Genomic DNA, 21,820 nt, shown 5'->3' with positions numbered 1-21,820 from the left:
GGTTACTTGCCGAAGGAATGACGGACGAGGGCCTTGACCGCGGTGGAATTGCGGTCCAGGACTGCCTTGGGCAGCAAGGAAATTGCGTGGGCGCGGGAGGTGAGCCTGAGCCTGGCCGAACGGGCGGCCCGGTGCCAGCCCAGTGCTCCTGCCTGGGCGGCCGACACAGCGAAGTATTCGCGTTCACCGGCAAACCGTGATCCGTCGATCAGCTTGGTCGAGGAGGCGCTGTTGGAGTGCCGGCGGTACTGGAAGCACACAGCCGGATCGATGAGCAGCTTGTCGCCCTTGTAAACCATGTCCATGATAAGGGCCAGGTCCTGTATGATCGGGAAGCCGTCACGGAAGTCGACCTCGCGGATCTTGTCCGTGCGGAAAGCAAGTGAGGGCCAGTAGAGCCAGTCGCCGTGCATCAGGTTGGAGGCTATGGCTTCACCGGCGATGATCTGGCGTCCGCCGCCCCGCGGGCGGACGATTTTCTGCTTGATCGAGTCGACCAGCGTACTTACCACCTCACTGTTTTCGTCAATGACCTGCACGCCGGGCTGAATGACCGCAGCTTCAGGGAAGAGCCTGTGCGCGTCCAGAATGACGTCAACGTAGTTGGGCAGCAGGACGTCATCGCAGCCCAGAATGACCATGACGTCCTGGGTGGCCATCGACACGCAGGTGCGGTAGTTCTCGGTAATGCCGGCGTTCACGTCCTTGCGCACGTACCTGACTCGGTCATCGTCGAATCCGGCCATGTAGTCGGAGATTGCGGGATCCGCATAAGCATCGTCGACGACGGTCAGCAGCCAGTCACCGTTGTCCTGGGACAGCACGCTGCGGACCGTTTCCTTCATGTATCCGGGGTCGCCCCAGTAGGGGACGAAAATATCGAGGGGCATCTAAGAATCCGAGCTTTCGGTGGGATGGTGGGTGGGTGGCGTCGGGGGGCCGGACAAGGCTGAGGAGTCCGGAAGCCGCGGGATTGGCGGCGATACGGCATGGGAGCGCCGTTCAAGTGCCTCCAACTGGGCGCGCAGAATCGCCACTTCCTCGGCCAGAGTCCGGGTTTCGTCCTCGACGACGGATATTTCCCACGAGAGGTGAAGGCAGACACCCAGCAGCATGAGGATACTCATGGCGAAAAGCAGGTTCGAGGGCACTTGGACGCCGACGTACTCAGCGACGATGTTCAGCAGCCGCGGGAATGCCGCCAGCACCAGGGTGGCACCTCCGACAATCAGCCACAGCGCGGCATATTTCTCGCGGAGCTTCTTGCGCCGCAGCATCTCGATCACGATGGCAACGATGGCCAGCGCGAGCAGGAAGGCTGCTATATTTCCCATGGCTAGGCTCCTGTGGTTTCGGCTGCAGTGATAACCGATGAGGTCGGTTTTCTCGTCAGGGCAAACAGCAGTGCGAACACCGACCTTCCGAGGTAAATGGCGGCCTTGGCCGGATTGTGGCTGGGTTTTCCGCCTTGCCGGGCCCGCATTTCCACGGGCACTTGCGTGACGGTGCAGCCGGATCTGATGGCGACTACGAGCGAGTCGATCGTGTCGCCCAAATACTCTGCGGGGTAGTGGTCCAGGTACTGGCTGACAGCGCGCTCGTTGGCGGCCCGGAATCCGCTGGTGACATCCGTCAGTCGTGTCTTTGCCAGTGAAGAGATGACCTTGGCGAGCAGCTGCATCGCCCATTTCCTGGGGCCCGTGACTTTGTAGTCGCCGCGGTCGGCGAAGCGGGCGCCGATGGAGATGTCCGCGTGCGCCAGGCCTGCGATCACCTCGTCGATGCTGCGGGGGTCGTGCTGCCCGTCCGAGTCAACCTGGATCACCTGTAAGTAGCCCAAGCGACGTGCGTACTTGAAGCCGGCCCGCATTGCTCCACCGACACCCAGGTTGAACGGCAGGTTGAGCACTGTAGCACCAGCGGCCGCGGCCTCTTGGGCTGTGTTGTCGTTCGAGCCGTCGTTGACTACCAGAACGTCGTAGCGGGCGTTTGTATGGAGGACCTCCCGGACGGTGTTGCCGACGGCTTCGGCTTCGTTCCAGGCAGGCATGATCACCAAGACGCGCGAGGAGGAGTTGGGTTCCATGTTGTCCAAACTATATCAATTCTGTACGGGTTCATCGGCGGCGGCAGCACCGCCACGGGCGGGCGGGTACGCCATCAGCGGCGCAGGCGCTCTTCCAGTTCCGGTGGTATTCGGCCGGTAGTGCCTTGGAAGGCATCCCGGAAACCGGCTGAAGCTGCCTTGAACAGCTGCGCGCGGCCACGGCTGAACGTGAACCTGAGTATGTGGGCCTTCAGTTCCTCAACTAGGCGCCGGACCACCCAGCGAGGATCCTTCCGGAAGTATCGGTGGGTCAGCAGCGTGCCGTTGCGGCAAATGTAGTACACGCGGCTGGGGGAGTGGTAGTTGTATGAAATTTCGCGCCCCAGGATCTTCAGAGGCCTGCCGAACAGCATCCCAGGCTCCCGCTGGCCCAGGTCGTGGGCGATTTCACACCCTTCACCCACCAGCACGGCCAGTCCGGCAGCACGCGTGCGCATGGTGTATTCGGAGTCGACGCCATCGATGAATAGCTCGTCCTCGAACGGGCCGACTCGTTCCACAGTTGAGCGGGGGATAAGGAAGCCCGACTGCATCGGATCGAACGGGTGGATGAAGCCGTCTCCGGTGTGCAGGAGCGGGATGGGATGCCCGCTGTAGGAGGCAGCCGTGACGAAGCCGACGGTCATCCCAGCGCCTTGAGCACGCTCGTGGGTGTCCAGCGCGTTCCGGACATACTGCTTGGTCGGACGGGAGTCTTGGTCCAGGGTGAGGAAGAAATCGGGGTTCCACTGTGACCGGGCAGCGGTGACTCCGGCGTTGAGGGCGGCCGCAATGCCCATGTTGCCCGGCTGACGGACCACCGTGGCGCCTGCGGCAGACAACCGCTCCAGGACGGTTTCCGCGGAGGCGGGTGAGCCGTCGTCGACGACCACAACGCCTTCTACCTGCTGAAGGAGTGCCAGAACTGTCTCTGCCAGTGACGGGTCCGGCCCGTAGGCGGCGACGATGGCTACAACGGTGGGAGTGAGGCTATGTGGCGTCAACGGCGTCCAATCTCTCGTGGCTTAGTAGCTTCCATCCGGGGATCAGCAAGGTGACAAACAGCGCAGCTTCGCTCAAGGCCATGCCGAGGGCGATGCCGGGGGCGTTACCGTCTGCTCCGGCCCAGATCATGGCCGCTACGCCGAAAACAGCTGAAAAAAGCGTCCATCTCAACACCACGTTCTGCTTGCCCGCAGGGATCAGCAGATTCCGGATAAATGGTGTGCTGGCACTGAGGAAAAGGAACGCGATGCCATAGTAGAAGCACAGCTCTGTGGTGGCCTGGGCTTTGCCGGCGAACAGCAGACCGCTGACAAACGGGCCGGCGAGCGTCAGGACGGCCGCGCCGATTACTCCGAGGCTCGCGTGGGCCCATATGGCGGCCACGTGGCGATTGCGGCGGCCCGAGGCGCCGTCCTCGAGTGTCCAGCCCTGGAAGGCATTGCCGAGGGCGACCACGGTGAACAGTCCGAAGCGGTATAGCGTGTCGGCCGTCGCGAGGCTGCCGGACGCAGCGGGGGTGGTGCTGGCTGTGGCAATCGGCGTCGGCGTGGAGGCGTAGGCGCTGCCCGCGAGGCTGATCCCTGCGGTGCGGCTCTGCGCGGCGAGTTCGCCCAATGCGCCGCGGATATCGCGGGGCAACCAGCGGCCGCCCGGGGAGAAATTGCGGTGGAATAACACTAGCGACGCGACGGTGGCCACGGCGAGGAGGCCGGTGTAGAACCAGAGCTGGTGGGTCAGCAGCAGGATCGGCGCGGCCGCCGTGGTGGCGATGAACCGGGGCACAGTGTCGTAAACGGCCAGCAGCCTGGGCTGCCCCAGCCCGATGCAGAACCACGACGGCGACATGCCGGCAATTCCTACGGCCCAGGCCATAGCCACGGCTTCCCAGCTGAAGGCGGGGTTGGCGACCAGCGCCGCGACGACGGCCGAGGCCGGCAACACGACGGCGAGCAGCACCAGCCGGGTCCGGATGCTTCGCAGGTACACGTTGGCCCGGTCGGCGGCGCTGGCGGAACGGGCGACGGCGACGGGACCGTCAACATTCCACCCCCACATCAGCACGGTGGCCGCGAACGTGCCGATCGCCTGGCCGGAAATGACACTTGAGATGCCTCCGCCGCCGATAAAGCTGGAGATCACCGGAATGAGCAGGAGGGGAGTGATCAAGGACAGAAGCGGCAGAACCGTGAACCCGGAAAGGCGCAGCAGTAGGGTCTTCATTCGTGGGATTGTCCTTGTTCTCGGGCGGTCTTTCTTGATCTTACGGGAAGTCCGGGCCACACAGCCGTCGCCTAGGATGGTGCAGACGACGGATCCGCCCTGGAAAGGGGCAGGGCCCACTTGCCGGAGATTGAAAATGTGAGGCCATGACCAACCCCGACCAGCCAACCGACCAGCCGATCCGCGCCAGCGTGTGCATGGCCACATACAACGGATCCAAGTTCATCGATGAGCAGCTCATATCCATCCTTGACCAGCTTGGTCCCCAAGATGAGGTGATCATTGTGGACGATGCTTCCTCGGACGACACCGTTGCGCAGATCCGTAAATTCACGGACGGCAGGATCAGGCTGATCGAGGCAGGCGCCAACAAGGGCTACGTGAAGTCTTTTGAGCAGGCGGCCCAGGCAAGCCGCGGATCCGCCATCTTCCTCTCCGACCAGGACGACGTCTGGGTGGACGGCCGGCTCGAGGTGATGCTTGACGCCCTCGGGTCGGCCGCTGTCGTCGCCAGTAACTTCGATGTCCTTGGGGGTGGCCCCCGTCCGGACATCCCCAGGCTCAGGTCTGCTGACAGCACCCGTCACATGGCGAACATCTTCGGCGTGATGGTGGGCTACCGTGCCTACTACGGCTGCGGCATGGCATTCCGCCGCGAAGTCCTTAGCAGTTTCGCGCCGATCCCTCCCTACCTGCGCGAATCCCATGATCTGTGGCTCGCGATCCTTGGGAACACGTCGGGTTCGATCCGGCACCTTGACGGCTCGACGCTGCTGCGTCGGCTCCACGAGGACAACGCCACCCCTCGCGGCTGGCGCTCCCTGCGGGTCATCTTGGTTGCCCGGGTAGTTCTCGTAAAGCTGATGTTTGAAGCACGCAAAAGGCTCCGCGCGTCGGCCTGAACCGACGGCACGGAGCCCCTTGAGATGGATACTGCTTGAGGGTTGGGACCTCTTAGAAGTAGGAAATATCCACGGTGCGTCTCGCGAGGCTGTTGGTCAGCTGCCAGCTGTTGCCGCGCACGATGCCCACTGTGGTATATCTGTCACCGTTCCAGTCGCCCGTGACGGGCCGGTCCGTGCCTACACCGAAGGGGAGCAGCTCGGATACCAGGGGCCACTGGACACGGTTGCTCAGCCACCATTCTCCGTTGCGCCAGACGCCGATGCTGGTCTTGCCATTGCCGTCCCAGTCGCCGACCACCGGAGTGTCGGAGGGTACGCCGAAGGCGGAGTATTCGTTGACCACTGGATAGTCGACGTTGTAGCTGACCTGGAAGCTTGAGTTGCGCCAGATGCCAATGCTGTCGCGACCGGAGCCGTTCCAGTCTCCGACGATCGGCGTATCCGACCCGACGCCGAAGCCCACAACCTTGGTGATAGTCATCGTATTAATGTCGTCAACGAGCCACCACGCACCATTCCGGAAGACGCCAATGCCTGCGTTGCCGTTGCCGTTCCAGTCGCCGACGACGGGCTTGTCGCCTGGATCGCCGTAGCGGAAGCAGCGGCGCGGGGCCAGCGGCATCTGCAGGCACCAGAAGCCATCCTTGAACCAACCGACGTAGCTCTTGCCGTCCCCGCCCCACTTTCCAGTGAGCAGCGTGGCCCCGGGGATGAGGCCAATGGGATAAGTGTCCGGCGTTGATGCTAACTTACGCAGCTGGTCCATGGACCCATTGAAGACATTCTGGTCGCCGGGAAACGTGGCCAGCCTGGACTGGGACGGGTCGGCGTAGTTGTTCGCATATTGCCATGCGGTGTAGGTGGGCCAGCCCCCCGGGATTGCGGGATTGTCGGTCCAGTAGGACGCGAGCCACAGAGGATTGGCGGAGGTGAATTCGCTGGTGTTGCCAAGGCAGTCGCGCCAGAACCAATAGCTGGTGTAGATCATGGCCTGCTTGGTGGTGAGCTGGTAGACCGTCTTTGTGAAGTCTCGGACCCACGTGGCTGCCTGGTCGGGCGTCATCCCGTAGCAGCGGTCACCGTAGGGGTTGTCTTCGATATCCAGCACGGGCGGCATTGTGGCGCCGTCGGCGGCCCACCCACCGCCGTTGCTGACAAAGAAGTTGGCCTGTGCGGCCCCGCTGGAAACGTTGGGAAGGCCGAAATGGTACGCGCCGCGCAGGAGACCGGCGGCGGCGGCGCCACTATACTGGGCGTTGAACGCGGGGCTCCGGTAGGTGGTGCCTTCTGTCGCCTTGATGTACCCGAAGCGGGCGCCGTTGTTCTTGACGGTGGTCCAGTTGACAGTCCCCTGCCAAGAGCTGACATCGAGCCCGAGGGGCTGGCCCTGCGTGCCGTAGGGCTGTTCGGGGACCGACGGTTCGCCGGCTTCCGTGGAAATCGACTGCTTGGCAGCTGTCTGTCCGGCCGGTGCGGAAGGGGCATTGATTCCCGCCCGCCCCATGGTGGCAGTGCCCGGAGCGATGGCAGTTTGTACGGACGGTGCCACGGAGGTCGGCGTCGGTGATGCGGTGACTTCCGGCGTCGACGACGTTTCGGGCGACGGCGTGGCAGCCGCCGAGGCGCTATCGGCCGATGGTGACGACGTCGCCGTCGGGGTTGGCTGCGGTGCGGGGGTCGCCAACGCCGGGGTACAGATGATCCCTCCTATCGCCAGAGGCAGGGCCAGCGCCGCGGACAGCAGCATCAAGTGGGGTTGTGGCTTGTTCACGGTTGCTCCCGAAGAATTATTGGGCGGGTTCTATCTGAGAGTAACGAATTGTTACTCCTGTTACCACTGATGCTGGAGTAAACCAATTCCGCGATGGGAGTCATCTTTTTGGATGCCGGTAAGCTGGCTCCATGCAGAAAATCCTTGTCACCGGCGGTGCCGGCTTCATCGGCTCCAACTTTGTCCATTACATAATTGCCAACACGGACAGCCATGTCACTGTCTTAGACAAGATCACCTACGCCGGGAACCTTGAGTCCATCAAGCACCTTCCGCGTGACCGGTTCACGTTTGTCCGCGGTGACATAGCCGACGCCGCCACGGTGGACCCACTGGTCGCCGATTGCGATGTGGTGGTGCACTACGCTGCCGAATCCCACAATGACAACTCGCTGCATGATCCCCGGCCCTTCCTGGACACCAATATTATTGGCACCTATATGCTGATCGAGGCCGCCCGCAAGCACGACAAGCGCTTCCATCACATTTCCACCGACGAGGTCTACGGCGACCTTGAGCTGGATGCCCCCGAACGCTTCACGGAGGACACGCCGTACAACCCCTCGAGCCCGTATTCCTCAACCAAAGCCGGTTCTGATCTGCTGGTCCGCGCATGGGTAAGGTCGTTCGGGCTCCGAGCCACCATCAGCAACTGCTCGAACAACTACGGGCCGTTCCAGCACGTGGAAAAGTTCATTCCGCGCCAGATCACGAACGTGATCGACGGTATCCGCCCAAAGCTCTATGGCACGGGCGAGAACGTCCGCGACTGGATCCACGCGAACGACCACTCCTCGGCTGTCCTGGCCATTATCGAAAAGGGCAAGATCGGTGAAACGTACCTGATCGGAGCAGAAGGCGAAAAGAACAACAAGGAAGTCATTGAACTGATCCTGTCGCACCTTGGCCTGGAGACGGACGCCTACGACCACGTTGTTGACCGCCCGGGCCACGACCTGCGCTACGCAATCGACTCCACGAAGCTCCGTAACGAGCTTGGCTGGAAGCCGGAGTTCTCCAATTTCGACGCCGGCATCGAGGACACCATCAAGTGGTACCGCGACAACGAATACTGGTGGCGCCCGCAGAAGGCCGCCACAGAAGCCAAGTACAAGGAACAAGGCCAGTAAACGATGTCCATTCAATTTTCGAAGCAGCTGACCGCCACGGAAACTCCGATTCCAGGCGTCGTCCTATACCAGCTCCCGGTGCACGGCGACAACCGCGGCTGGTTCAAGGAGAACTGGCAGCGGGAAAAGATGATGGCGCTGGGTCTGCCGGACTTCAAGCCGGTCCAGAACAACATTTCGTTCAACGAAAAGGCCGGAACCACCCGCGGCATCCACGCAGAGCCGTGGGACAAGTTCATTTCTGTGGCCACCGGCAAGATCTTTGGCGCCTGGGTCGACCTGCGCGAAGGGCCCTCGTTCGGCGCGGTCTTCACCGCGGAGCTGGATCCCAGCCAGGCGATCTTCATTCCCCGCGGCGTGGGCAATGCTTTCCAGACGCTCGAGGACCGGACTGCCTACACGTACCTGGTCAACGATCACTGGAGCGCTGACGCGCAGGGCCAGTACACCTTCCTGAACCTGGCGGACGAGACCGCGGCCATCAGGTGGCCGATTCCTCTGGGCGAGGCGGAGCTCTCGGACAAGGACAAGGCGCATCCGCGACATTCCGACGTTACTCCGATGTCGGCGAAGAAGACGCTTGTGCTTGGCGCTGACGGCCAGCTAGGCAAGGCACTGCGGGAACTATACGACGGCGACACGTCGGTCGAGTTCGCTGCCCGCGGCGACTTCGACATCACCAGCGAAGCTGCCTACGCGCAGAAGAACTGGAAGAACTACTCGACGGTCATCAACGCTGCCGCCTACACCGCGGTCGACCAGGCCGAATCACCCGACGGGCGCGAAGCCGCTTGGCGGATCAACGTCACCGCGGTCGCGCACCTTGCCCGAACCGCCGTCGAGCATGACCTGACGCTGGTACACGTGTCCTCTGACTACGTCTTCGACGGTGCGCAGCAGGTCCACTCGGAAGGCGAAGCGCTGTCACCACTGGGCGTCTACGGGCAGACCAAGGCCGCTGGCGACGCCGTGGTCAGTATTGTGCCGCGGCACTATATCGTGCGGACCAGCTGGGTTATCGGCGAGGGTGACAATTTCGTCCGGACCATGGCCTCGCTCGCAGGCCGCGGCATCGCACCGTCGGTGGTCAACGACCAGATCGGCCGTCTGACATTCACGCAGGACATCGCCGCCGGTATCCGCCACCTGCTGGACACGGGCGCTGGCTATGGGGTGTACAACCTGAGCAACGACGGTGCCGAGCAGTCCTGGGCTGACATCGCCGCGGATGTCTACGAGCTTTCCGAGGCCTCCCGGGACGCTGTCACCGGCGTCAGTACCGAGGAATACTTCAAAGGGAAGTCCGTCTCGCCGCGTCCGCTGAATAGCGTGCTGGATCTGAGCCGGATCAAAGCCGCAGGGTTCGAGCCGGCTCCCGCTGCCGTGCGGCTCCGGGATTACCTGAAGTCCTAGGACGTCAGGGCTCGACAAAGGCGATGGCCATCCGTTAACGCGGAGGCCATCGCCTTTCATGTGATAACGCTAGGCGTTCCCTTGTGGCCTTGCTGGCCCCTGGACCGGCTTCGTCAGCCGCGCCAGGAATCGCGGTGTCGGGAACAGAGAACTGCCGGGGAACAGATAGCCGAAGAGCATGCTGGCCGCCACGAACATCCCGGCTGCGTACAGCAAGGTGAGCCCCTCCCAGGTTAGTGGCGGCTGCCAGCCGGGATTGGTGATCATGGTCTGCCAATTTCCGAAGTCGGGGATGCCGACCACATAGCGGCGCAGTACGTACAGGAAACCGTAAATGTGCGCAAGGACGGCCGTCACCAGGAACAGCCTGGTCATGGATTCAGCCGGGCGACCCAAACGGAAGCGCCGGAAGCGGAAGGACATGCCGGCGCCAATGACGGCGATCAGGAACAAGGGAAGGCTATAACGGCCCTGCCAGATGAAGCCTACGCTGGAGACGAGGAGCGCCTGCATGACCGAAGGGACCAGCAAAAGCATGCCGAGGGCCACGAGGAAGGCGATTTGCAGCCGCCAGCGGCGGATCAGGAACACGAATAGCAGGACCAGCATGAGCAGCATGTTCCAGAACATAAAGACGGCTTGCGGCAGGGACGACTCAAGCCAGCCCATAACGCCGATGTATTGGGTGACAAAATCAAAGGCACGGTCGAGCATGGTCAGGAACGCGTTGTAGGGTTTGACGTCTCCGGTGGCATTGGAGATGCCCAGTGGAGCCTCGCCTGCGGCTGGCGGGGCGTTGAGCATCAACACATTCCACAACAGCCCAAGGGCAACGCCGACGGCGGTGACGCCGACCGTGACCAGCACCAGCCTGTTACGGAACAATGCCGTGAAGTCTTTCCACTTGTAGAAGAGGGACGCAACGACGACAGCGCACAGCAACCACACCAATGACACGGACCTGGTGTTGGCCAAGGCAACCATGGAGAGACCGACCGTGATCACAGCAGGGCGGACCACCTTCAGTTGGCTGGAGTTTTCCAAGACCACCAGAAATCCGCAAAAGGCAGCCATCGTTGCAGCGATCTCCAGCGAATTGGGGTTGATTCCGCTGGCAAGGAAGAGAACCATCGGCGTAATTGAAATAGCCGCTGCGACGATGGGCCACTTCGGGTGCCGGAGGCGGTTCAGCGCGGTGAGTCCGGCTGCGTAGAATACAGCCGAAATGAGAGCGCTGAGGATCCTCATGGCAAAAATTGCGGGGGCGCCGGACATGAAAAGACTGGGGAAACCGACGATCCAGTAGTACATCGGGTTGTATAGGCCTGCCGATGTGACGCCGATAGTCAGGTAGTCGTCGTCCATCGGAACGTTTGGAGCGCACGCTGCGGTCTTTTCCCGGTGGAACGTGAAGCATGTCTGGGCTTGGAGGTTGGCAATGTAGGACGGCACCTGGACGTGCACACCGTGACCGAAGGACTTGCCCGTCTCGGAAAGGATCTGGCCGCGCACTACGGCGGCGGCTTTGATGGTGTGAACCGGCTCGTCAGGATAGGCCATAAGGGGTGTGGCCAGCGACCAAAGGATCATGAGTCCGGACAACAGTGCGAAGATCCCGACAAACGTCCCCGTGGCTGCGCCGGTGCGGTGCGCCTGGTCTGCGGGAGTCCCCGGAATGATGCTCATGTCGGCCTTTCCAAAAACTATTGACTCCCGTGGTCCGGTTAGCGGACGTTGCTCGGTCATCGGGCTGAGCCGATTTCTTCGATGCGGTCCTTGGCCTGGTTCAGTGCCTTGCCGTTCGGCGACGAAACGCCGGCAAAGTAAGTTGAGTTACCCTGGCCTCCGTCGCCGACTACAAAACTGCCCCAGGATCTGACCAGCCGGTTCAGGGCCTCATTCGAGTACTCGCTACAGAAGGCCTGGTAGGTGACTGTCCAGAGCCGATAGCCATCGCCACCTGCGCTCGCCGGCGTAAACGTCACGCTGCCTCCGGGTCCGGCGCCTACCGTCCCGGACGAGATTGACTGGGCCAGCGCGTCGTCATTCATCCTGACGAACCCCCGCCCGAAATCGAGGAGGACGGTATCAAAGCGCGATCCGATGGAAGCCTTTTCCAGGAAAGCGATCGAGCCGGCAGTATCGTCGAGCTTGCTGGCGACGTCGCTGTATTTCCGGACTTCTTCGCCTGCAGCGCCGGCCGGCCATTCAAGGCCTGTTTGCCAGGCCGAATGGCCCTGGGCAAGGTAGTCGGTGGCAGTTCGGGTGAGCACAGATTTTTCCTTCGCGCGGACCGGCACGATGGCCTGGTCGGGAAGATTGGCAGCCGGGTTCAGCAGGGCGATTGCAGGATCGTCCCAGGAGGTGACCTGGCCGGAGAAAATCGCGCCCAGGACCTCCGGCGTGAGTTTGAGATTCTTGACGCTCGGCAAGTTGAAGGCCACGCCCAGTGGGATGACGGCCACCGGGACCGAGAAGGCACCATCAGGACCGCAGGCCTGCCGGGAACGTGCAATGTCCTCGGCCGTGAGAGGGACGTCGATGGGGGCGAAGTACGCCTGACCGGTGGACAGCGCGTCGATCCCGACCCTACTGCCGTCGGGCGAGAAATTCAGCGACGTCTCCGGAAAGTCCTTTACCCAGCCGTTCCGCCAGGCCGAGATGGCGCTGCCCTGAATCCCGGTGCCGACGGCGGTCAACGGACCCCTGACGGCCGTTCCGCCAGATGGCGCGGAGCAGGCAGCCAGCGCTGCGCACAAAGCGGTCAGAGTCGCGACAGACCGGATCCCGCGTGATCTCAATGAAAAATCCCTCTCGTTCGCATTGCGCGCCAACCGACAAACCTGCCGTGACCGCATTACCACGAACTAGCCTACGTTGGAATGGGCCCAGGGGCAGCCGCGACAATCCGCCATAGACGTTATCCACACCAACTTCGTATGACTTTGTCCAAGGGTGTACGCTGCTCTACTTTTAACGGAGTTGGACTGTCCCGGCGTGGGGCGGCAGTCGTATTGGGGAACTCATGGATGCTGTGCAAATTGTCGAGGATGAAGTCCGGGAGCTCATCCGCCGTCGCGGCCTGGACCCCCTGCGGCAGACCAGTGAAGTCAGGCGCCTCGTGGAAGCCGCCGTCAGCGACTATGACGAGCGTGCGCTCATGGGGCCACTGCCGCCGATCGGCCCACTCGAAATGGCCAAGCGGTTCGTTTTCGATGCCGTGGCAGGTTTCGGAACACTCCAGCCTCTGCTCGATGATCCGTCCATTGAGGAAATCTGGCTGAACGCACCCAACGAGATCTACGTTGCCAGGAACGGTGAGTCCGAGCTGACATCCCTCAGCCTCACAGACCAACAGGTCCGGGACCTCGTGGAACGGATGCTGAAGAGCTCCGGACGACGCCTCGACATGTCCTCGCCCTTCGTGGACGCGGCGCTCCCGGACGGTTCACGGCTTCATGTGGTTATCCCCGATGTCACCAGGCGCCACTGGGCCATCAATATCCGCAAGTTCGTCGTTAAGGCGAGCCGGCTCGAGCATCTTGTCGAACTCGGCACGCTGACCCCCCAATCCGCACGTTTCCTTGGTGCCGCCGTATCCAGCGGACTCAACATTCTGGTTTCCGGAGCCACCCAGGCGGGGAAGCCCACAAGTCGTGAATGCACCGTCATGCGGGCACGTAGAATCTGGTGCATGGGGAAAACTGAACGATGGCTGCAAGTCGGGGGCATAGTCGCTGGCGTGAGCGGCGGCGGAGCAATCGCATTCTGGATTTATACGCTGCAGTCGGGCACATCGATGTGGCCGTGGCCCGGGTGGGCATTGGTGGGTTCTACGGTAATCGGTGCTTGCATGATGATGCCCGGTCTGCTCCCGTCGAAACCGGAAAAGAACCCGTATGGGCAAGAGATCAGATCGGGGAAGCGTTCCCGCAACTATCAGGCCGGTGGCGATATCAGAATTGGGTCGACGAATGATGAGTCGTAAGCCAGTGCAGGAACTTACAGCTGGTGACGGGGGCATCAACTACCAAGCGGCCGGGGACATAATCAACAACGGTCCCTCCCGCCAAGAAGTGCAAGACATAGCCTTGGGCGTCTACCGAGCAAACGCCTTAGAGCTTCGTGGCATCGCTGAAGACATCGCATTTGCCAGAGCGGAACGTGTCACTAACGACTTCCTCAATCGCTTAATGGACAAGGACCCTGAGGCGGCGAAGAACCTTGCGGATCCGGATATCCAGAGCGTGATGTTCGAAGCACAGAAGGAATACGCTCGTTCCGGTGAAGAGGACTTAGCTAAGGTGTTGGTCGAGCTTCTCGCTGATCGCACGATTGAGACAGAGCGGTCACTCCGGACTCTCGTGTTGAACGAGGCGATTTCCTCTGTGCCCAAGCTAACCGAACAGCAGAGAAGAGCTATAGGGCTGGTCTTCCTCCTTCGATACTCTCGGTGGACGGGTAAAACGCCAACCCCAGAAGACTATTTTCGAGAGTTCGTGGTTAAGGACGTTCTGGCGCTCGGCAAGGACTTGCCTACTTCCGGGCCCAACTATCAGCACATTGAATATGTCGGGGCGGGCACGGTTTCCATCTCGTCGTTTTCCTTTGGTAGTGCCTTGCGTTCCGGCGTCGAGGGGCTATTCACGCGCGGATTCACAATGGACGATGTCCCGCAGGACCTTCGAGATGCAGGGCAAATTCAGGAAGGTCTTGTGCCGTGCCTCAGAAGCCCTGAGAGGTACCAAGTGGCCGTCATGGCCAATCAGGACATTCCGGCGTTGGCCAAGCGGCTCGGGTTCCCCCACCTGGAGCAGCCCTTGATCAACCTCGCGCAGCACGGGCTCGTCCAAGATCACGAAGTGGTGGAAGAGGCAACAGCGTTCGACGAGCGAATCTTAAAGGTAAGCGAGGCGTGGGGGTCGACCCCATTGCAGAATCTGACTCTGACTTCGGTTGGGATCGCTATAGGTCATACGTACTGGCGAAGAGTCACCGAAGGGACTGCACCACTCAGCGTGTGGCTGTGAAAGGGCGCCGCGCAGCGGCGCTCTTGACTTGAAATAGCAACATAACTCGGAGACTAAAGAAGGCACATATCGCCGTCGACATCGGTGATAGCGGCGATCCCTATTTTTCTGGCTGAGGTGGCGCAGCGTTTGCATCCCGTCAGCCCGAACCACGTTCGCGACGGTCCGGAAGTCTCCACGCCGCAGAAGGTGAGGTAGGGGTCGTCCAGCAGCGCAAGGTGGGGGCGAGTGCCGCCCTGGGTGTCCACGATAAGAATGTCTGGGCCGTGCTCGCCGGTGCGTTGGTGACTTGTCTTCATGCGCTCAGGGTAGCGGGCCAGAGGTGGCAAGTGACGCAGCGCCCGCAGGACGCTTTACGTCCGAGGACGAACGGTCACGCGGCAGGTAGTGACAGCCGTGTAATTCATATGGCAGGATGGGCGCAGCAGTACCCGGCAGAACCAACTCAGGGCCGGACAACTAATTTGCAGGGTGGCCGTCCTGAGGGCCGAGCGACGTGGTAGGCCCGCGTTCCCGATAATGCTCACGGTTAAAACAGAGAGGGCCCATCCGGAGCGAGACCGGATGCTGAAGCCCCTGTCTTAGCCCGATTTCTTCCCTCTGCTTTTTCTGAGGACTTCAGCGATTCCTTGTCGGTTTCGTCTCTTGGGGTCCCATTGTCTGCTGCTCCTATTTCCCAGTCACTACATCGGCTTATCGCGCCCGACGCCGGATGGTCCTTCACGCTGTACCCTGCCGCTGGTGAGGGCGGCGGTTGCTTTGTGAGTTCGCAGAAGCCTCCCCGGAGTTACGTCGCGAAAGGTTCCGCCGCTGATCCTGAGCGGGCAGCCGCTGAGGCCGGACGCCGGGCACGCGCGAAGCTTCGTCGGTATTGCGCTGCAAATCGGTTGAATCGGCTGGGCACGCTTACGTATGCCGGCGCCGGCTGCCATGATCCGAAGCAACTCCGTTTAGACGTCGCCGAGTTTTTCCGGGATCTTAGGGCTGCTGTGGGTGGTGAACCGTTCCCCTATGTGTGGGTGCCTGAGTGGCACAAGACGGATCACGGCTTGCATGTGCATTTTGCTGTGGGTCGGTTCATCCGTCGTCAGCTGATCCTCACAGCCTGGGGTCGCGGCCACGTTCACATCAAACTCCTTGGTGGGCTCGCTGTGGGATCGGGAGGTCTGGGCGAGGCCCGGCACGCAGCCGGGTACTTGTCGAAGTACGTATCCAAGACCTTTACCGATCCCGGCTCACGGGTCTTCGGGCTGCACCGGTACGACGTTGCCCAGGGGTTTCTGCCGCAAGGGATCGTTCTACATGGTGTCTCAGCAGGGGAGGTGATGTTTCAGGCCAGCGATTACATGGGTTCTTCGCCTGGCGTCGAGTGGTCGTCGGGGTCCGTGGAGGATTGGGCTGGTCCTCCTGCTGTCTGGGCGCAGTGGGGTGCATGATGGTTGATGCGGAGGCAGTAGCTGCTTGGGTGCGGGCGACGTGTCAGGCGCAGGGTATTGCGGAGAAGGTTACCGATGTCGCGGCGCTGCGGGAGATAGGCGTGTTGTTGGGTGCCGGGGCGGGCCGGACACGCGCGCACGGCGCGGCAGCGCCGAGCACGTGACGGACCGCACGGCCGCTACTGGCGCCAGTCGGGCACTACGCGGTCCGGGTCCAGACCGTGCCGTCCTACCTTGGTGGCTGGGAGAATCGTTGCGTGGTTCAGGACGGCTTTGATGATTGCCACTTGGCGGGAGAGGTTGAGGCCGGTCCATTGCTGCCGGAGCTCGTCGCCGTGGCCGATGTAATCAGCTACCGCGTCTCGGTGGGTCAGGCGTGCGAACGTACGGCGGTTGGCTTCCAAACGGTCCTGAATCCGTTTTCGGGCTTTCGACCATTCCGTGCGTGAGATTTCACCGTCCGCCCACATAGCGGCGAGGTCGTCCAAGCGGTTCGTGTCGGTCTGGATTGCATCGGCTACAGTCCGGGCTTCGTCTTGGTCGGCGCCCCCATCGGTGAGGGCTTCGTGCATCAAGGGGGAATCGAGCCTATAGAGCACTGCCTGGGCGATAAACTCTTCCAACATTTCGGCGTAGATGTAAACGCCTCCACAGCCTCGGCTGTCGGGACCGGTGCGGCAGCCGTAGCGGCGGATATCCCCACGGGGTGCAGAGTTGAGCCGGGTGCCGCATTTGCCGCACACAAGCAGTCCCGTCAAGAGATAGCGGCGGGCGCTCCGGTTTGTCCTGCGTGCCGGGTCCAGCAGTAGCCGTTGCAGGCGTTCGCCCTGGTCGGCGGTAATGATCGGATCCCACGTCGCCGTGCCGATGATCTGGCCCTGGTGCACTCGCATTCCCCAGTTGCGCGGGTTTGTGAGGAACGTCCGCACTGTGTTGGTGCGCCATGCCTTGCCTCCCACGGTCCGGACGTCGTTGTCTTGCAGCCATGTCGCCATGGAAATGAGAGTCTCGCCTGCCAGTGCGCGCGACGCTAAGTCACGGATCACAGCGACTTCTCCCGGATGGTGGGTCACCTTGTCGTCCTGGAATCCGAACGCGCGGGGGCCGCCCATATGGGGCAGGCCGGATTGGGCGATTTCCAATGCTTTGCGCTGGCCCCGTCGGCGCTTGGAATCGGACTCGTTGGCGGCGACAGCCGACAGCAGACGCGCCATCAGCAACCCGTCTCCCTTAGCCAGATCGATGTCTCCCGAGAGCGTGACGACGTCCCGGACTCCGGCGCGGGTACACGTGTCCACGAAACGCTCAAGCTCAATGGGGCGGCGGTGTAACCGGTCCATGTGCCAGACGATCACTCCGTCCCGTCGTCCCTCTGCCAAATCAAGCAGCATCCGCTCATAGGCGGGGCGCTTCTTACCCGAGTACGCGGAAACGTCGTCGTCCACGTACTCCTCCGACACGCGCCAGCCGCGCCGTTCGGCTTCCGCCCGGCAGTCGTCCAACTGACGCTTGACCCCCAGTTCTTCCCTGGTGCGGTCCTGGGAAATGCGGGCGTAGATTGCTACCGCTGATCGCGTTTTGCTCATGGGGGTACATTAGCGTCAAGTGGGCAAAACCACCATGCTCAACTGCCTGGCCGCAAGCATCGGCAGCCGTGAGCGGGTCATCACGGTGGAGGAAATCTTCGAACTTCAGCTTCCGTTGCGGGACGTAGTGGGACTGCAATGCCGCCAGCCCAACCTCGAGGGTGAGGGCGAAATCCCGCTCCGCCGCCTCGTCAAGGAGGCACTCCGCATGCGTCCTGACCGGCTGGTGGTCGGTGAGGTCCGCGAGGCTGAGAGCCTGGACATGCTGATCGCCCTTAATTCAGGCCTGCCTGGCATGTGCACAGTCCACGCAAACTCCGCCCACGACGCCGTCACAAAGATCTGCACGCTTCCGCTCCTGGCCGGCGAAAATATCTCCAGTGCCTTTGTTGTCCCCACAGTGGCCTCGTGCATCGACCTCGTGGTGCATTGCAGCAGGCATGCCAACGGCCGCAGGCAGGTAACTGAAATACTTTCCCTTGGCCGGAGAGTGGAAAACGGCATCATTGAGTCGTCCATGGTCTTCGCAATGGCGGACGGACAGCTGCAAGCCAAAGCCAATTCGATGCCAGCTGCGGAGAAGTTCGCCCGCGCAGGGTACGACGTCGCGGCGCTGCTGGAGCAGCGCTGATGGCACCGCTGGTGGGGGTACTGGCCGGGGCAGGACTTTTCCTGATCTGGTGGTCGTTCTGGGACAAACCCGACGCCGTCAAACGAGTTCGCAAGGCAAGCCGCCTTGAAGACTTGCTGCTCTCGGCGGGAATCGAAAAGGTCTCTGGAACCGGCCTCATCGTCACCTGCCTCGGGCTGGGCGTCTTTGTCATGCTGATCTTCTTCGCCGTCAGCCATTCACTGCCGATATCCGCATGCTTCGGGATGTTTGGTGCCTGGCTGCCCATGGCCGTGGTGAAGTGGCGTGCGCGCAAAAGAACCGCTGTTCTGCGCCAGCTGTGGCCCGACGTCGTGGATCACCTGCGGTCCGCCATCCGTGCTGGCCTCTCGCTGCCGGAGGCACTCATCCAGCTGGGAGACAAGGGGCCGGAGGAATTGAGGCACGTATTCCGCGATTTCGGTTCAGACTACCGTTCCGGTGGACAGTTTGATTCCTCGCTCAACCGGCTCAAGGATCGTCTTGCCGATCCTGTCTCGGACCGCATCATCGAAGCATTGCGGCTGACCCGCGAAGTGGGCGGCTCCGACCTTGGCAAGCTACTGGGCACCCTCGCAGAGTTCCTTCGCGAAAGCGCACGCACCCGAAGCGAGCTGGAGGCGAGGCAATCCTGGACGATCAACGCCGCCCGGCTAGCAGTCGCGGCGCCCTGGCTGGTGATGGTGCTGCTTGCTACGCGGCCGGAGGCCGTTAAGGCCTACAACACGGCGATGGGCGCCGCTGTTCTGCTTGGCGGGCTGGTCGTTTCGCTGATTTGTTACGCCGTGATGCTGCGTATCGGTGCGCTGCCGGAAGATGAGCGGGTGCTGCGATGACAGCTCTTCCCGCCGCTGCCGTGGTGTGCGGCATTGTCCTCGGCGCGGGACTCTGGCTGCTCTTGGCCAGGCTGCCGTTCATGCGACCAATGAGCTTCGTGGAACGCATCGAGCCCCAACTTAAGTCCCAGAATCTCGAGTCCAGGCTACTGCGTGCGGGCGTCCAGAATGTCACCCCCTTCGGACCGCTTGAACTTATTCTCCGTCCGTTCATCCGGGATGGCTTGTCGGCGTTGGGCAAGTTCAACCTCGGGTCCGCCGCGCTGACGCGCAGGCTTGCCCAAGCCGGGATCAACAAATCGCCCGTCGACTTCCGTGCCGAGCAGTTGCTGTGGGCTGTTGCCGGCTTTGTTGCGGCTATCGGACTCGTGCTTCTCGGTGCCGCCTCCGGTCGTTTCAGTCCTGTTCTGGCCGTGGTGGCAGTTCTGGGCTGCGCTGTGGGCGGCTTCCTGTTCCGGGATTACTGGCTGGGAGCGCAGATCAGGAAACGGGAATCCCGGATGATGGCTGAGTTCCCCAGCCTCGCCGAGCTTATGGCGCTGGCCGTGAGTGCGGGCGAAAGCGCAACGGGTGCGCTGGACCGCGTCTGCCGGAGCGCCAACGGGGAACTGGCCAAGGAGTTTGCCATGGTACTCGCCGAAACAAGAGCCGGTAAACCATTGGTTGAAGCCCTGCAGGAGTTCTCCGCCCGGACCGATCTTGGCCCGCTGGTCCGGTTCGTTGACGGCATCATCGTCGCTGTGGAGCGAGGGACACCGCTGTCGGATGTTCTGCGGGCCCAGGCCCAGGATGTCAGGGACACGGCAAAGCGCGATCTGATGGAAGCGGCCGGCAAGAAGGAAATCGGCATGATGGTGCCGTTGGTGTTCGGCGTACTCCCCCTGACAGTCGTATTTGCCGTCTTCCCGGGACTCGCTGCCATCAGCATCGGCCTGTAGCAGCACACCCCAGCACGCCAGATATCTCCGGGGACCGATCACAACATCAATGACTCTCAACATCAATGACAGAAATGGGAAAGTAATGAAAGACATGGGAATCCGCAGCGCTTTACTGGTCTGCACACTCACCGCCCGGCTGTGGAAGTCCGCCTCAGTATTGACGTTCGGACCTCAGCGTCCGTCTGGATCAGAAGACCCCGAACGTGGAGACGTGCCCGGCTGGGTAATGATCACGCTGATGTCAGCCGTCTTGGTCGCTGCGCTGCTTGCGCTCGCCGGACCGGCCCTTGAAACGATGTTCAATCAGGCAATGGACAAGGTCGGAAAATAGGAAATGAAACAGGCCACCATGCACGACGGCGGCGGCAGCCCGGGGCCTCACCCGGGGGAGCGTGGCTCGGCCGTGGTGGATTTTGTTCTGGTGGGCAGCCTTCTCACCATGTTTTTTCTTGCCATCATCCAGCTGACCCTTGTCTTGCACGTCCGCAACACCCTGATTGATGCTGCGGCTTCAGGTGCCCGCTACGGCACTCTGGCGGACCGTACTGCCGAGGACGGGCGCGGCCGCGCAGGCGAACTGATCGGAACCGCGCTGAACAGCGACTTCGCCCAGGACATCAGCACCAGCGAAGTGACGTTTCAGGGTCTCCGGACGCTGGAGGTCACCATCAAGGCGCCCATGCCGGTGATCGGATTCATCGGGCCCCGCGATCTTCTGGAGGTCAAGGGCCATGCCGCCATCCAGCCATAGCCACAGCTCCGTCGGCGGAGGCCGTTGGGCCAGCGCAGACCTTGCCCTCCGTCAGCGCTTCCGGCGGGCCATTTGCTCCGGCGATTCCGGGCCCACCGGAGCTTCCGTATCCAGTCAGGGCAGCAACGTCCGGGCGGATGAACAGGGGAGCGCCGTGGTGGAATTCACATTCCTGGCCGTGCTGCTTATGGTCCCTCTGGTGTATTTCATCATCACCATGGGGCAGATCCAAGGCGGCTCGTTCGCCGTTGTCGGCGCCGCAGACCAGGCCGCAAAGGTCTACGTTGCGCAAGCCGATGCCCAGTCCGGGAGAGCAGCGGCCGAGCAGGCGGCACTGCTCGCGCTGGCAGATTACGGCCACCCACCCCAAAACGCCCGGGTTGATGCCAGCTGCGATCCTGCGGACTGCATGGCGTCCGGAAGTGCCGTCACGGTGACTGTGCACCTGACTGTGCCGCTGCCCTTTGTGCCATTCAGCGAAGCGTTCCGGCTCAATGCCAGCGAACTGAGTGCGTCTGCCACCCAGATCGTGGGGCGTTTCCGATGAACCAACACCAGACTCGGCAACAACGCAACGCGAAGCAGACGGACGAAGACGGCCAGATGATTGTGCTCATCATCGGCTACGTACTTTTGGCCCTTCTGGTCACCACCGTGGTGACCGGCATCTCGAGCGTCTATATCGAGCACAAGAAGCTTCTGTCCATGGCCGACGGCGCCTCGCTGGCGGCAGCCGATAGCTACACCCTTGGCCAGGTGGAGTCCTCCGGCGGAAGTCCGACTGCGGTACTCCACGGAGATCGAGTGCGGAACGTGACTGCCGACTTCCTGAACAGGAACGGAGCCTTTGAGCGGTTTAACGGACTGGTTGTTACTTCGGCGACCGGCAGCGCTGACGGTTCCACCGCCGTCGTGATTCTCGGCGCGGCAGTACATCCGCCGGTAGTCAATTTTCTGGTCCCCGACGGAATCCGGATTGAAGCAACGTCTACGGCCCGTTCCCGTCTCAGCCGTTAGCAGGCTCTTAGCAGGCCAACAGCGGCCCGACGGCGGGTCCGGC

At 62.1% G+C, this 21,820-nt stretch carries 21 protein-coding genes and 2 pseudogenes; 13 read left to right on the top strand and 10 right to left on the bottom strand.

Annotation, left to right across the window (positions count from 1 at the left end):
• Positions 1–2 precede the first annotated feature (2 nt).
• The 5 genes from ACQCST_RS13870 to ACQCST_RS13850 form a co-directional block, all read right to left on the bottom strand.
• Positions 3–890: a glycosyltransferase gene (locus ACQCST_RS13870; protein ID WP_426996333.1), complete on the bottom strand. Its 888-nt coding sequence runs from the start codon at positions 888–890 to the stop codon at positions 3–5.
• Positions 891–1,334: a DUF2304 domain-containing protein gene (locus ACQCST_RS13865; RefSeq protein ID WP_426996332.1), complete on the bottom strand. Its 444-nt coding sequence runs from the start codon at positions 1,332–1,334 to the stop codon at positions 891–893. It abuts the gene before it with no gap.
• A 2-nt stretch (positions 1,335–1,336) separates the two neighbouring features.
• Positions 1,337–2,086 (bottom strand): glycosyltransferase family 2 protein, encoded by a 750-nt coding sequence (locus ACQCST_RS13860; protein ID WP_426996331.1) that lies wholly within the window; start codon positions 2,084–2,086, stop codon positions 1,337–1,339.
• 74 nt (positions 2,087–2,160) lie between these two features.
• Positions 2,161–3,090 (bottom strand): glycosyltransferase, encoded by a 930-nt coding sequence (locus ACQCST_RS13855; RefSeq protein ID WP_426996330.1) that lies wholly within the window; start codon positions 3,088–3,090, stop codon positions 2,161–2,163.
• A complete protein-coding gene (locus ACQCST_RS13850) occupies positions 3,077–4,312 on the bottom strand; it encodes a polysaccharide biosynthesis protein (protein ID WP_426996329.1) in 1,236 nt (411 codons plus the stop codon). The genes ACQCST_RS13855 and ACQCST_RS13850 overlap by 14 nt, the downstream gene beginning before the upstream one ends.
• A gap of 146 nt (positions 4,313–4,458) precedes the next feature.
• Between ACQCST_RS13850 and ACQCST_RS13845 the strand changes: the two genes are divergently transcribed.
• Positions 4,459–5,214: a glycosyltransferase gene (locus tag ACQCST_RS13845; RefSeq protein ID WP_426996328.1), complete on the top strand. Its 756-nt coding sequence runs from the start codon at positions 4,459–4,461 to the stop codon at positions 5,212–5,214.
• A 52-nt stretch (positions 5,215–5,266) separates the two neighbouring features.
• Here the strand turns inward: ACQCST_RS13845 and ACQCST_RS13840 are convergent, their stop codons facing one another.
• Positions 5,267–6,988 (bottom strand): GH25 family lysozyme, encoded by a 1,722-nt coding sequence (locus ACQCST_RS13840; RefSeq protein WP_426996327.1) that lies wholly within the window; start codon positions 6,986–6,988, stop codon positions 5,267–5,269.
• 131 nt (positions 6,989–7,119) lie between these two features.
• Between ACQCST_RS13840 and rfbB the strand changes: the two genes are divergently transcribed.
• A complete protein-coding gene (rfbB, locus tag ACQCST_RS13835) occupies positions 7,120–8,118 on the top strand; it encodes a dTDP-glucose 4,6-dehydratase (protein WP_426996326.1) in 999 nt (332 codons plus the stop codon).
• 3 nt (positions 8,119–8,121) lie between these two features.
• A complete protein-coding gene (locus ACQCST_RS13830) occupies positions 8,122–9,531 on the top strand; it encodes a sugar nucleotide-binding protein (RefSeq protein ID WP_426996325.1) in 1,410 nt (469 codons plus the stop codon).
• A 69-nt stretch (positions 9,532–9,600) separates the two neighbouring features.
• Here ACQCST_RS13830 and ACQCST_RS13825 read toward each other — a convergent pair whose 3' ends face one another.
• Together ACQCST_RS13825 and ACQCST_RS13820 are read right to left on the bottom strand one after the other, a co-directional pair.
• On the bottom strand, positions 9,601–11,217 hold the full coding sequence (locus ACQCST_RS13825; protein WP_426996324.1) for a DUF2142 domain-containing protein: 1,617 nt from the start codon (positions 11,215–11,217) through the stop codon (positions 9,601–9,603).
• A 56-nt stretch (positions 11,218–11,273) separates the two neighbouring features.
• Positions 11,274–12,332, bottom strand: coding sequence for a substrate-binding domain-containing protein (locus ACQCST_RS13820; protein WP_426996323.1), 1,059 nt, complete (start codon positions 12,330–12,332; stop codon positions 11,274–11,276).
• A gap of 224 nt (positions 12,333–12,556) precedes the next feature.
• On the opposite strand from ACQCST_RS13820, the pseudogene ACQCST_RS13815 reads away from it, so the two are divergent.
• Positions 12,557–13,195: pseudogene (locus ACQCST_RS13815) on the top strand (ATPase, T2SS/T4P/T4SS family); the annotation flags it as partial.
• Between the two features lie 310 nt (positions 13,196–13,505).
• Positions 13,506–14,561: an LPO_1073/Vpar_1526 family protein gene (locus tag ACQCST_RS13810; RefSeq protein WP_426996322.1), complete on the top strand. Its 1,056-nt coding sequence runs from the start codon at positions 13,506–13,508 to the stop codon at positions 14,559–14,561.
• Between the two features lie 53 nt (positions 14,562–14,614).
• Here the strand turns inward: ACQCST_RS13810 and ACQCST_RS13805 are convergent, their stop codons facing one another.
• On the bottom strand, positions 14,615–14,860 hold the full coding sequence (locus tag ACQCST_RS13805; RefSeq protein WP_426996321.1) for a hypothetical protein: 246 nt from the start codon (positions 14,858–14,860) through the stop codon (positions 14,615–14,617).
• Positions 14,861–15,322: 462 nt separating this feature from the next.
• Here ACQCST_RS13805 and ACQCST_RS13800 point away from each other — a divergent pair, with 462 nt between their 5' ends.
• Complete coding sequence (locus ACQCST_RS13800) at positions 15,323–15,997, top strand: rolling circle replication-associated protein (protein WP_426996320.1); 675 nt, start codon at positions 15,323–15,325, stop codon at positions 15,995–15,997.
• 179 nt (positions 15,998–16,176) lie between these two features.
• Here ACQCST_RS13800 and ACQCST_RS13795 read toward each other — a convergent pair whose 3' ends face one another.
• The gene (locus tag ACQCST_RS13795) at positions 16,177–17,583 is read right to left on the bottom strand and encodes a recombinase family protein (RefSeq protein ID WP_426996319.1); all 1,407 of its coding nucleotides are present in this window, start codon (positions 17,581–17,583) and stop codon (positions 16,177–16,179) included.
• 16 nt (positions 17,584–17,599) lie between these two features.
• On the opposite strand from ACQCST_RS13795, the pseudogene ACQCST_RS13790 reads away from it, so the two are divergent.
• The 7 genes and pseudogenes from ACQCST_RS13790 to ACQCST_RS13760 form a co-directional block, all read left to right on the top strand.
• Positions 17,600–18,214: pseudogene (locus tag ACQCST_RS13790) on the top strand (CpaF family protein); the annotation flags it as partial.
• The gene (locus tag ACQCST_RS13785; RefSeq protein ID WP_426996318.1) at positions 18,214–19,068 is read left to right on the top strand and encodes a type II secretion system F family protein; all 855 of its coding nucleotides are present in this window, start codon (positions 18,214–18,216) and stop codon (positions 19,066–19,068) included. The pseudogene ACQCST_RS13790 and the gene ACQCST_RS13785, both read left to right, overlap by 1 nt.
• The gene (locus tag ACQCST_RS13780) at positions 19,065–20,006 is read left to right on the top strand and encodes a type II secretion system F family protein (protein WP_426996317.1); all 942 of its coding nucleotides are present in this window, start codon (positions 19,065–19,067) and stop codon (positions 20,004–20,006) included. Before ACQCST_RS13785 ends, ACQCST_RS13780 begins: the two co-directional genes overlap by 4 nt.
• Before the next feature lie 49 nt (positions 20,007–20,055).
• A complete protein-coding gene (locus ACQCST_RS13775) occupies positions 20,056–20,340 on the top strand; it encodes a hypothetical protein (protein WP_426996316.1) in 285 nt (94 codons plus the stop codon).
• 3 nt (positions 20,341–20,343) lie between these two features.
• Positions 20,344–20,760, top strand: coding sequence for a TadE family protein (locus ACQCST_RS13770; RefSeq protein ID WP_426996315.1), 417 nt, complete (start codon positions 20,344–20,346; stop codon positions 20,758–20,760).
• Between the two features lie 154 nt (positions 20,761–20,914).
• Entirely contained in the window at positions 20,915–21,307 is a 393-nt protein-coding gene (locus tag ACQCST_RS13765) for a hypothetical protein (protein WP_426996314.1), read from the top strand.
• Complete coding sequence (locus ACQCST_RS13760; RefSeq protein WP_426996313.1) at positions 21,304–21,777, top strand: pilus assembly protein TadG-related protein; 474 nt, start codon at positions 21,304–21,306, stop codon at positions 21,775–21,777. The genes ACQCST_RS13765 and ACQCST_RS13760 overlap by 4 nt, the downstream gene beginning before the upstream one ends.
• Positions 21,778–21,820 lie beyond the last annotated feature (43 nt).

The organism is Pseudarthrobacter sp. N5 (assembly GCF_050157035.1).
Lineage (GTDB): Bacteria > Actinomycetota > Actinomycetes > Actinomycetales > Micrococcaceae > Arthrobacter.
This window is presented reverse-complemented; position numbering and strand designations above follow the sequence as displayed.